8 protein-coding genes are annotated in these 12,879 nt (G+C 36.7%); all 8 read left to right on the top strand.

Translation table 11 applies throughout. From position 1 onward, the window contains the following. Nucleotides 1–69 precede the first annotated feature (69 nt). The 8 genes from ACFX5U_RS20015 to ACFX5U_RS19980 all read left to right on the top strand — a co-directional run bounded on the left by ACFX5U_RS20015 (nucleotide 70) and on the right by ACFX5U_RS19980 (nucleotide 12,876). Complete coding sequence (locus ACFX5U_RS20015; protein ID WP_400261851.1) at nucleotides 70–1,695, top strand: DUF6377 domain-containing protein; 1,626 nt, start codon at nucleotides 70–72, stop codon at nucleotides 1,693–1,695. Nucleotides 1,696–1,908: 213 nt separating this feature from the next. Further along, nucleotides 1,909–4,887 (top strand): SusC/RagA family TonB-linked outer membrane protein, encoded by a 2,979-nt coding sequence (locus ACFX5U_RS20010; RefSeq protein ID WP_400261850.1) that lies wholly within the window; start codon nucleotides 1,909–1,911, stop codon nucleotides 4,885–4,887. A gap of 10 nt (nucleotides 4,888–4,897) precedes the next feature. Beyond that, nucleotides 4,898–6,256 (top strand): RagB/SusD family nutrient uptake outer membrane protein, encoded by a 1,359-nt coding sequence (locus ACFX5U_RS20005; protein WP_400261849.1) that lies wholly within the window; start codon nucleotides 4,898–4,900, stop codon nucleotides 6,254–6,256. A gap of 31 nt (nucleotides 6,257–6,287) precedes the next feature. Beyond that, the gene (locus ACFX5U_RS20000) at nucleotides 6,288–6,422 is read left to right on the top strand and encodes a RagB/SusD family nutrient uptake outer membrane protein (RefSeq protein WP_400261848.1); all 135 of its coding nucleotides are present in this window, start codon (nucleotides 6,288–6,290) and stop codon (nucleotides 6,420–6,422) included. 35 nt (nucleotides 6,423–6,457) lie between these two features. Next, on the top strand, nucleotides 6,458–7,930 hold the full coding sequence (locus ACFX5U_RS19995; protein WP_400261847.1) for a glycoside hydrolase family 30 beta sandwich domain-containing protein: 1,473 nt from the start codon (nucleotides 6,458–6,460) through the stop codon (nucleotides 7,928–7,930). A gap of 10 nt (nucleotides 7,931–7,940) precedes the next feature. Next, nucleotides 7,941–9,278 (top strand): DUF5125 domain-containing protein, encoded by a 1,338-nt coding sequence (locus tag ACFX5U_RS19990; RefSeq protein ID WP_400261846.1) that lies wholly within the window; start codon nucleotides 7,941–7,943, stop codon nucleotides 9,276–9,278. A gap of 657 nt (nucleotides 9,279–9,935) precedes the next feature. After that, nucleotides 9,936–10,277, top strand: coding sequence for a hypothetical protein (locus tag ACFX5U_RS19985; protein WP_400261845.1), 342 nt, complete (start codon nucleotides 9,936–9,938; stop codon nucleotides 10,275–10,277). Beyond that, nucleotides 10,234–12,876: a SusC/RagA family TonB-linked outer membrane protein gene (locus ACFX5U_RS19980; protein ID WP_400261844.1), complete on the top strand. Its 2,643-nt coding sequence runs from the start codon at nucleotides 10,234–10,236 to the stop codon at nucleotides 12,874–12,876. The genes ACFX5U_RS19985 and ACFX5U_RS19980 overlap by 44 nt, the downstream gene beginning before the upstream one ends. Nucleotides 12,877–12,879 lie beyond the last annotated feature (3 nt).

Genomic DNA, 12,879 nt, shown 5'->3' with positions numbered 1-12,879 from the left:
ACGTAATTGTATTGTGTATCTAAGTAAATTTATCTAAGTTTATCCTGGACTGTGGGAAAACCCTAAAGAATGATGAAACGCTTACCTATTCTATTTTTATTCTATTTTTTTATTTTAAGTGTGTCTGCTCAAGATTTGAGTGACAGTACGAGTGTATATAAAAAACTCGATTATGTCATGGAAAATCAAGGGCTCTATATTAAGAAAAGAGAAAATGATATTGCGAGGCTAAAGCAGGAGGCATTAACACTTCAAAATGATAAGGGTGCTTATCTAGAGAAGAGTTACGAAATATTCAATAGTTATAAAAAGTTTCAGTCAGATTCGGCACTACATTATATCATGCTTTGTAAGCAGTTGGCATTGCATGCTCCAGACTCTGTAGTTGTTTCGATTGACTTGGATATGGCGTGGATCTTTTCGACAATAGGTCGTTATATTGAAGCTGAAGACATATTGAAGCAATTGAATCCCGATAAACTATCTAAGACCATACTGCCAAAGTACTATGATAGTTATAGTGCTTTCTACAGCCACTATGGCCAAAGTAACAACCATGCAGCATATTATCAAGCGAGTGAGCGTTACCGAGATTCTTTATTGATGGTGCTTGACCCCAAATCTGCACTTTATAAAAGTACCATTGCAATTAAGACCTTGTTTCAGGGACAGCGCAAAAAGGCGAAAGGCTTATTCGAAGCGATGTGGATGGAGCATCAGGATAATTCCGAACAAAGGGCGTTCATTGCATATTTCATAGGTTTAATTTATAAGCAGGAAAAGAATATTACATATCAACGGTATTATTTTGCACTTTCAGCAATAGCTGATATTGAGATTGCGAATCGAGATAATGCATCCTTGCAAGATCTGGCATTGACATATTATGAACTGAGAGCGTTTGATCATGCCTTTAAATTTATAGAAAAGGCAATTGATGACGCTATGGAATGTAATGTTCGTTATCGTATTGTAGAAGGAACTTCTTTTTATCCAATTATTAACGCTGCGTATCAAAAAAAGATCAATACCCAAAATAAACAATTGCAAATGATGTTGGTAATTATCAGTTTCTTATCACTGATCTTAATCATGGGATTGGTTATTATTTTCAGACAGGTACAACGGTTGCGCAAAATCCGGGAGGAGCTTTCCGCAACAAATACTAATCTAAGGCAGCTGAATGATGATATCAACGATAAGAATACACAATTAGCAGAGTCCAATCATATAAAGGAAGAGTACATTGCTCAATTTTTTGACCTTTGTTCCAATTATATTGACAAGATGGAAGAAATTCGGAAAGCTCTTCTTAAGAAAGCAAGCAATCAACAATGGGATGCCATCAGAGATCAATTGAAATCGACCCAGATGGTAGAACGTGAAGTGCAACAATTATATGTTAATTTTGATCGTATTTTTTTAAACCTTTACCCAAATTTTGTTTCAGATTTTAATAATTTGATAACTCCAGATGAACAAATTTTACCAAAAAAAGGTGAGCTGTTGAATACCGAACTTCGTATTTTTGCACTGATTCGATTAGGAATTTCGGATAGTGTGAAGATTGCGAGTTTCTTGCGGTACTCCCTACGGACGGTCTATAATTACCGAACCAAAGTACGGAATAAAGCCATCGGAAATCGAGAGGATTTTGAAGATCGCGTGCGTCAAATTGCTGTTATTGATCGATAATAGTTGTTGATTCGGTACTTTTTAGACCTGATATATATTGTTAATTACCTGTAAATTAGTTATTTGTGTTTAATTTGTGGTACTTTTTAGTTTTCCCCCCTTTTATTCTATGTGGGCTTCCAGTAGCTTTGTTTCAGTAAGGGAGCGGGGGAACTCCTATACTATTTTGAGTAGTTCTCAAACTAAATTATAAAAACCATTTTATAAATACTTATGATTTTCTTTACTAAGAAAGCAACTCCTTTTATTTGGATATTTTTTTTCTTGGCGATAATCGGTTCGACATTCGCTCAAGAGAAAATACAGGTCAATGGGCGCGTACTGAACGCTCAAGATCAGAAGCCAATTGGAGGAGTTACAATTGTTCAAAAAGGAACAACTAATGGCGTATCATCTCAGGAGGATGGACGCTTTCAAATATCGGTTCCAACAGGCAGTACACTGTTACTGTCTTATGTTGGTTATGATAGAAAAGAAGTACCGGTTGTGCAAAATAACTTAACGGTTCTTTTAGACGCTTCAGAAAATGTATTGGATGATGTTGTGGTGATCGGTTATGGTACCGTTAAGCGGAAAGATGTAACTACTGCAATCTCATCGGTATCCACTAAAGATTTAGAAAAAAGACCTATTGTCAATGTTGGTCAGGCAATTCAAGGTAAAGCTGCAGGTGTTGCGGTCATTCAACCGAATGGTGCTCCCGGTGCTGAAATGAATATCCGTGTGCGAGGAACAACCTCTTTTAATGGTAGCAATGATCCATTGTATGTCGTAGATGGAGTACCAGTAGACAATATTAAATTTTTATCGCCCAATGATGTAACCGATATCCAAATTCTAAAAGATGCATCTTCTGCTGCAATTTATGGTTCTAGAGCTGCTAATGGAGTAGTCTTGATAACAACAAAAACGGGAAAAGTAGGAGAAGGGAAAATTACATTTGGAGCACAATTAACTTCCAATTTCGTAAACAATACGATAGATGTACTCAATACCGAACAATATCGTGAACTCCAAAATGAAATTGGGATGATAAGTTTGCCTGTCGGCTTGACAGATCAAACAGATTGGTTTAAGGAGACCTATAAAACGGGTATCCAACAAAATTATCAATTAACCATTTCCGATGGAACCGAAAAGTTAAGGTATTATTTATCGGGGGGCTACACAGATGATAAAGGGACATTAAAAGGCTCGTTTTTTAAACGGTATAATTTTAAGGCCAATATTGATAATCAGGTTCGAAAATGGTTAAAGGTGAATGCCAATATAACCTATTCGGATTATAATGATAACGGCATTACTGCGGGTTTAGGGTCCAATAGAGGAGGGGTAGTGACTTCAGTGATTACTACGCCAACATATGCGCCAATATGGGACAGTACCTTTCCTGATCGTTATTATAATAACTTCTACGGAATCAGTAATATTACTAGTCCTATTGAAAATCTGGCACGAACAAAGTATAATAATAATCGTGAAAATAGAATATTGGCATCAGGTAGTGCTTTGATTACTTTTATGCCCGATCTGAATTTTAAATCTTCTTTTACCTTGGATAGAAGAAATGGCCTAGCGACTACATTTTTAGACCCATTGACAACGACTTGGGGACGAAATCAATATGGAGAAGCGTCGGATAATCGAAATATGAACACGGTGTTGACTTGGGATAATGTACTTACTTATAATAAAAGTTTTGGTAAACATACACTTGAAGCGATGGCAGGTTCCTCTTGGACGGATTCTAAATATTCCAATAGCTATATCAATGGTTCTCATTATGCAAACGGTCTAATACAAACGTTGAACGCTGCTAATATGATTGCTTGGAATGGTACAGGCTCTGGTGCATCCAACTGGGGAATTATGTCCTATTTCGCACGTGCTATGTACAATTATGATGGTAAATATCTTTTGACTGCAAACATGCGCGGAGATGGCTCTTCGAAATTAAATCCAAATGATCGTTGGGGTTATTTTCCCTCAATCTCTGCAGCATGGAGGCTTTCGTCAGAAGATTTTTTAAAGGATGTGGAGTGGATCAATGACTTGAAGGTAAGAGGAGGATGGGGACAAACAGGTAACCAATCGGGCCTTGGAGATTACTCTTATTTAGCCTTTAATGGTATCGGAAGAATAGAATGGTTTAAAGTTGGACAGGAAAACGCTGTGCCAAATATTACGCAAGCTAATACATTGCGAACAAGAGATTTAACTTGGGAAACTACAACGCAATCAAATATAGGGGTCGATGTTGCGACTTTTCAAAATAGGTTGACATTAACGTTGGACTATTACTATAAAAAAACCACTAATATGTTGATGGAGGTTTCTTTACCTGCGGGTTCAGCAGCAGCTAGTGTAATTAAGCGGAATGAGGGAGAAATGACAAATAAGGGCCTTGAGATTGCACTTGGTTCAAAAAATCTAATCGGACAATTCACGTGGAACACCGATTTTAATATTTCATTTAATAAGAATCGCCTTGATAAGTTAGTGCTGAAAAAAATATATAACGATGCCATGACCAATGATAACGTACACGATTATGCGGTTAGAAATGAACCTGGACGTGCATTGGGTGGATTCTTTGGTTATATCAGTGACGGTGTCAATCCGGAGACAGGGGAGCTAATCTATCGTGATTTGAATGGTGATGATAAAATTTCATCATCTGATCGTACCTACATTGGAGATCCAAATCCCAAATTCACTTATGGGATGACCAATAGCTTTTCATGGAAAAATTTCGATTTAAGTATTTTCATTCAGGGAACCTATGGAAATGATGTCTTTAATGCGAGTCGTATGGAAACGGAGGGTATGTATGATGGTCGCAATCAGACCTCGGTTGTTTTAGATCGTTGGAGAGTCCCTGGTCAGATCACCGATGTGCCTAAAGCTGGATTTGATATGAAAAACTCTACTTATTTTATTGAGGATGGTAGTTATTTGAGATTGAAAAATATCTCACTCGGTTATGCTATTGCTCCTGAAAGGTTAAAACGTATTGGGATACAAAAAATACAACCATACTTATCTGCTAGTAATCTGCTGACATGGACGAAATATTCGGGTATGGACCCTGAGGTCAATCAGTATGGAAACTCTGGCCGGATACAGGGCATAGATTGGGGAACTTATCCACAAAGTAGATCGTTTGTAATTGGGGTAAATGTAGAATTTTAATTGAATTGTGATGAATAATATATATAGAAATCCATTCATGTTCTTATTGTCAATAGGAATATTAGTCTCTTCATGTTCTTTAAATCGTGACCCGCTTGATGGTTATTCGGATGAATCGCAAGGTAAAACCGAAACAGGATCTCAGATTGTTTTTAAGAATAAGAGTGAAGTTGATAACTTCTTAACGGGTATTTATCAACAAATGCGGGATCGACAAGAACATTGGTATATGGACTTGTTGCTCATCTCCGAGTCGCATGCAGATAACGCCTATGCAGGAACAACGGGGGCAGAGGTATTGCCTTTTGAAAATAACTCGATTGAGGGCTCAAATTCAGTTATAGATCGTGATTGGGCTAGATATTTAGAGGATATCGCTCGAGCCAATCGATTGATCATCAATATTGATAGTGTGGCGGATAAGTCGGTCAGTGATTCGCAGATCAAGTCGTATAAGGCACAAGCCAAAATATTCCGAGCTTTAGCGATGTTTGACATGGTTCGTCTTTTTGGGTCTATTCCTGTCATCACCACGCAGGCTGGTGATATTACATCAGAAAATATTGAAGAGGTTTACCCACAATATTTTCCTTTTCAAAATACAGAAGAGGAAGCATATCTGCAGATCGAAAAGGATTTATTGGAAGCATCGGTAGATGCTCCTAGTAATTCAGCATCCGATAAAACGAGATTTACAAAGTCAGTTGCCAAGGCGATGTTGGCGAAAATATATGCTGAAAAACCGATTCGTGACTATGCTAAAGTTATCCAGTATGTTGATGCTCTTGCTGCTGATGGGTTTGATCTTAATGCTGAATATTCGGACCTATATGCACTTAATGCCGCAAATTCAGATCTGGAACAGCGTAATACAAAAGAGTCAATCTTAGAAGTGCAATTTATGCCTGGGTCAGGTAACTGGGCCACTTGGATGTTTGGTCGTGACCTATCAAATTATGATAATAGTTTTACCTGGGCTAAATGGGTGACTCCCTCGCGCGACCTAATACAAACGTATCAAAATGAAGGTGATCAAATCCGAATGGATCAGTCCATCGTCTACTATGTGGCTACTTGGAGTAATTACTATCCCGCATCTCACTACCCATTTATGTTTAAGCTGCGCTCAGGAATGAGCAGTATTGTTAAGCTGCGCTATGCCGATCTATTATTGTTGAAAGCAGAGGCGCTGATTATGCAAGCAAGTCCCAATTTAATGGAAGCGGCAAGCATTATCGATCGTGTACGTAATCGCGTAAAACTTCCTGCACTGGACAATGCCACTCGTGTAAGCAAGGAACGCATGTTGGATGCTTTGTTAAAAGAACGTCGGTTGGAAACTGGCTTTCGAAGGCCAACGTTGGTTTGATCTAGTACGATTGGATAAAGTTGAATCTGTTATGAATGCTGTATTTGCAAAAGATAAAGGGCGCAAAGCACAGGTTTACCCTTTTAATCAATATTCTTATAGATTACCAGTGCCGCAAGCTAAAATTGACGAGAATCCCAACTTAGTGCAAAATCTAGGATATTAATTTGAAACTTTATGAAACTTATATATAACAGTACTATGATATATTCACTCTTGTTGTCTTGTTTAATCACCACAACATCATGTAACCACGATAGCTATACTCCTTCTTCAAATGAATCGATAAAAGATAAGGGGGATGTGACGATTTATACAACCACAAATACCCGTTCTCAGGATTTTAATAAAGGCTTTGTGGATTTCAGTACAAAGTTTAACATGTCTCCCAATACCATAACGATAGATCCGAAACAGAAATTCCAGACAATGGATGGTTTTGGTGCTGCGGTAACGGGATCTACTTGCTATAATCTGATGAAGATGAAACAAGAAGATCGTACAAAATTCTTGACAGAAACTTTCTCTGATCAAAATGGTATGGGTATGAACTATATACGAATTGCCATTGGTTGTTCGGATTTTTCATTAAGTGAGTATACCTGCTGGGATACGGAAGGTAAAGAAAATTTTGCTTTACAATCGGAAGAAAAGCAGTACATCCTACCAGTGCTAAAAGAAATATTAGCCATCAATCCATCGATTAAGATCATGGGATCTCCATGGACACCACCTAAATGGATGAAAGTAAATAATTTGACCGATCTAAAACCTTTTGACTCATGGACTAGTGGCCAGTTGAATCCTAAGTATTATCAAGATTATGGTTGGTATTTTGTACAATGGCTACAGGCAATGGAAAAGGAAGGAATCAATATTTCTTCCATAACGGTTCAAAATGAACCCTTAAATAGGGGGAATTCAGCTTCTTTATATATGACATGGGAAGAGCAACAAGCTTTTATCAAACAAGCATTGGGACCGCAATTGAAAGCATCTGATTTAAACACAAAGATTTATGCATTTGATCATAATTACAATTATGATAACATCGCTGATCAAAATGATTATCCTGTAAAAATCTATAATGATGCTGCCGCAGCAGCTTTTATAACTGGAGCAGCATTTCACAATTATGGTGGAGATAAAGCCGAATTGTTGGATATTCATAGTCAACGTCCTGATAAGGAACTTGTTTTTACAGAAACATCCATCGGTGAATGGAATGACGGTCGTAATCTCGAAAAAAGATTAATGGAAGATATGCGTGAGGTAGCGCTTGGGACGGTTAATAACTGGAGTAAAGCGGTTATTGTATGGAACTTAATGTTAGATACAGATAAAGGACCAAATCGCGATGGAGGCTGCCAGACTTGTTATGGTGCTGTGGATGTCAGTACATCTAATTTTAAATCCATCACACGTAATTCACATTACTACATTGTTGGTCATCTTTCATCGGTAGTGAAATCGGGGGCAGTACGTATTGGAGCAAGTGGTTATACCGCAGAGGGATTGGTCTACACCGCTTTCCAAAATCAGGATGGCTCTTATGCAATCGTGCTGCTGAATGATGCTGATGAGAATAGAAATATTACGATTAACGATGCCAAGAATCACTTTAGCTATGAAGTACCTGCTAAATCTGTGGTTTCTTATCGATGGGCCAATTAACACTAGAATTATGAAAAGACTTATTTTAAATATTCTCCTTGGTGCTGCAGCCATTTCGGTATTATATTCTTGTAAAAAGGATGAGAAATATTCCTATCAAGTCGGTCATCCGCAGCTCGAAGTGAAGTCAGCTGTTTCATCAGCTCACTTTGGAGACAGTTTATCCTTTCAGCTTCACGCTAAAGATCAAGAAATCGCTTTATCTACTGTAAAAGTCCAATTGTTCTATACAGATGACCAGGTTTCTGAAACGGTCATCCGTACAAAAAATAATGGGGATTATAGTGGAAAAATATTCATTCCATTTTATAAAAATATCCCAAATGGGAAAGCGACATTAAAATTTATCCTACAGAATATCAGTCAAAAAGTGACTGAACAATCTTTTGAGATTGATTTGAGTAGACCTGATTTTCCTTATTTGGATTTGGTGACAGAATCAAGATCTTACCGTATGGAAAAAATCGGTCCAAATGAATATGCTGCGACAGAAAACTTTCCAAATGCTGTAAAGGCATATATTCAAGCACCAAAGGTAGGCACGGAAGGTAATGTTATAAATTTTGGATGGGTTAATAATAGCGTAGATGAAGGTTCTACTGCAGAAATACCTTTTACAAATTTAACTTCTGGAGTCTATAGTATACAATTCAATACCCTTACGTATGCAGCTGCGCCATTTATCAATATCTATATGAATGGAATTTTATTCAGTCGTGTGGACGATGAGTACTTCAAAGGAGAATTGGAGTTGAAAAATGGGACAGCTGTTGAGATAGATGGGATCGAAGATTTAACGGACTGGTGGATCGATTCAGATTACTTCACTAAAAAAGCTGATGGAGCGATGAGTTTTAATGGTATAAATGGTAAGTATCGGGTGACAGCAGATTTTAAATTAAAATACTTCATTGTAGAAGCAATGGATGGCAATAATTTAGCAAAACTGAAGGATGATGGTACAGGGGCTATTTGGATCATTGGCGATGGAGTTGGCAAACCAAACGTGACAAACAATCAGGTAGGTTGGAATCCAGGTAAGGCTTTATGTATGCTGCCTATCGGAGGTCAGAAATATCAAATAACGGTCAAAGCGGGAGAGTCAATCCATACCGATAATATCAATTTTAAATTTTTTCATCAAAAAGATTGGGGAGGTGAGTTCGGCGCTGAAAATATCAGTACGGATAGTGATTTATTTTTTATAGGTAATGGGTCAAATGGCCGTGATAATGGTAATCTTGGGATTGTTGTAGGAAAAACACTTACGTTAAATGATACGTATATCTTGACCGTAGATTTAAGTCAAGGAAATAGTAAAGCAATTTTAAAGGTCGTAAAAAAATAGACTTAACAATATGACAGCATATAGAAGCCTTTACTCGAGAATCGAGTAAAGGCTTTTTTAATGATAATGGAATGATACCAAAAAAGTTATGGTATAAATTGTTATTTATTCTTAGCATTTTTTTAAAATTTTAGTGTGTATCGCACTTTTCTATAATTTTAATCGATTAAATTATCCCCCAAATGTGAATATTTTTACACGTTATCTTTTTACGTAATATATGCTAAATAGCAGTTAATTCCATTTTTTTCTCGAAAAGTGATTGTATAACTGCTGTTTTAAAGTAGGTAAACCAGTTTAGCATTTGAAAAATTATAAAAAAAAATGATCGATAATATTTTTTTTTATATATATTTACATATACTATTTTTTAAGGTAGTATAAACCAATTGTATAACTAACAACCAAATAACAGTTTTTGAAGATTTTGAGAAGGTCTTTCCTTGTTGCAATCTGCTAAAACGTTTTATAAACTAATGTATTAATTATGAAAATTCAAGTATTTAATTCGGTGTAGGCTACATTTTCTTTATTTTTGAAAGATTAATTAATGTTATGTTATATTATTTTTAATATGATGTAATATTCTTTCGGAATTGTTGTGACCATATACCATTGAAGTATCAATTACCTAAATTAACTAACATCAATATGTACATGATTTTAAGAAAGGATTTGAAGAAAATCATTTTTTTAGGATGGAATTGCATTTTTGGCTGCCTACATGTTGTGGCTCAAAATCAAGAAAATCAGCAAGTTGTGGACTCTTTGGGGGCGAGTTTGGCAGAAGTAAAGCTAGATTCAGTGTTTGGCATCCCAAGGTCAGAAATAAACGCTGTAAGCATATCTTCCGTATCCACATTACCGTTAACCTCATTGCAGCAATTCCTGAAGGCTAACAATACAGGATTGTTCATTAATGAATCTTCTGGCGAGCCAGGAAACCAAGCAACCGATGTTCTTCCGAGGAATTTCAAGACCATTGTTGTCCGAGTCTGATGTGTTTCAAAATCAGCCTCTTGTCGTTATAGATGGGGTGCCCATGATTGGTGAACATCCTTTTGCTTATGCGGTCCAGTCTTATGATCTCGAAAGGATCGGTCCAGCGACAAATTTATTGACCAATATCAATATTGATTTAATTGAGTCTATAGAAGTACTGAAAGATGTGGCCGCTACAGCACTCTATGGTCCTAATGCTGCGCATGGAGTGATTGTTGTCAAAACGAAAGCGTATAAGGCGGATAAAACGAATAGAATTGCGGTGAATATGTATACCGGTTTTGCACAAAAACCACAGGTAACAACTATTAATGGTGATTTTGAAAATAAATTCAGACAGCAATTTTATGATCTGTATAGCTCTAATGGTCAGTACGATGAAGGCGATTCTTACCCTTTGTATCTAAGTGATTCGTTGAACATAAATTATTTTGGTAAATCTGATTGGACAGATTCTTATTATAGTAACGCGCTTTTACATAATATCAATGCGAATCTTTCTGGAGGTGGTCCCCGGGCTAACTTTCAGTTTATGGCGGGTTCATCCCAAGATAAAGGGGTAGCTGATCATACAAAACTAAATAAGTATTACGCCTTATTTGGATTGAATATGAAACCATTAAAATGGATGACATTCACTACGCAAGCTAATATTAACCGTACAGACCGTAATCGAAACCGTAACCTTAGGGATCGATTTGCTCAAATGGCTTATTTTCCAGATTTATCGGCGCCACTGGCACCTAATAAATTAATCTATGATGATTATTTATCCTTATATAACAAAGGATTTGATAATAATAAAATAAATCTTGCTCAAGCCTTTGCTAATTTGCAATTAGACTTTGGAAATCTTCATTTTTTATCAACAGGAATGGTTGATTATAATGAAGGGTATCGAGATCAATTTTTTCACAGTAAATTGATGGAAAACAATAGTTTTGCTTCAAATTATAATGGATTTAATCAACGTGCTTTATTTGAAAATAAGATTTATTACGATTGGAAAATAAATGAAAAAAACAATTTAAACCTCCTAGTCGGAAATACGTTACAGTGGGATACCTATCGCTATAATTACGCTTATGCTTATAAAGGAGTTAATGATTTTATTAAAGTAAATCTATTGGAAGATGATTCAAATCTTGAAAATTATTTGAATCCCATAGCTTTTCCGAGGGAATTGGTGTTCAAGTTTATCGATCGTACGCGGCATAATATGGTGTCATTTTATGGAAAGGCGACTTACGACTATGATCAAAAACTGGAGACCTCTTTAGTGTTGCGAACAGATGGCTCTTCAAATGCGCAACCAGATTCTCGCTGGTTATTTACACCTTCATTGTCTTCGAAATGGAATCTGAAAAACAGCTATTTCCAATCTAGTGATCGCGTGAAAAATATGGCTGCTCGCTTGAGTCTAGGAAGAATAGGGTTACCGAATACCTTTGATGATGTTGCCCAAGGACCAAATTATGTTTCTCAAATAGGGTATACGGGTAATCAAATAGTGGCTGGGTATAATGGTATGGCGGCACTAGTACGACCATATGAATCAGGCTGGGTCGGGTATAATCTGCCTTGGGCATATACCGATCAAGGTAATCTAGGTTTTGATTTTGCAACCTACAAGAATAGTTTTTTTGTTTCGGTGGATTTTTATTTGAAACAAACGAAAAATCAGATGATAGGGATTCCCGCTTTTAGTGAATATGGCTATAAGTCGAACAATCAACCCGGAATGGATGTTCAAAATGCAGGGATTGATTTCACAATAGGTATTGATCCTGTGAAACGCGATAATTTTACCTGGTCGACAGTACTTAATATTTCGCACAATCAAAATAAGTTAAAAGCTCTGCCGAATGGATTGGATCAATTAATTCTTGGAAATAGCTTGCTCCAAGTCGGTAAGCCACTCGATCAATACTGGTTGCTGAACAATGAAGGTTTATATCAGTCAGATGCTGAAGTACCCTTAGGTATGACTTACAATGGTATTGCTATTAAAGCAGGTGACCCGATGTGGAAGGATCAGAATGGAGATAATCGCATCGATGATTTGGACCGTACACTTCAAGGACATAAACTACCCACTGTTTTTGGAAATTTAAGCAATCGATTGATTTATGGAAATTGGGACCTCAATTTTAATCTTTATTTTAATCTTGGTAGAAAAGTCATCAATCAAGAGATGGCCAATCGATTTGATTTTATTAATAATGAGGGTAGTCGAAACTTGGATGCAATCAAAGAGATTACTTTTTGGGAGAAAAGAGGAGACTACAGTAAATATCCTTTGTATAACCCATGGAGTACAGTTATGCCTTACCAACTTGATCAGGATTTATTTTTGGAGAACGCTTCTTTTATTAAACTTCGCTCCGTAACACTAGGCTATAATTTCACCGAATTGTTGAATGGAAATAAGGATAGGATAAAAAATGTATATGCTTACGTTTCGGCTAATAACCTGTTGACCCTGACGTCGTACTCTGGAGTTGATCCTGAAATCATTGATTATACAGGCTATGATAATGGAGCGACAATGCGAATCCCTCGCATGTATACGCTGGGTGTAAAATTTGACTTCTAAGAT

Origin of the sequence: Sphingobacterium sp. SG20118 (assembly GCF_044740685.1) — a bacterium.
Taxonomy (GTDB): Bacteria; Bacteroidota; Bacteroidia; order Sphingobacteriales; family Sphingobacteriaceae; genus Sphingobacterium.
Note: the sequence above shows the minus strand (reverse complement) of the source record. Positions and strands in the feature narration are given on the sequence as shown.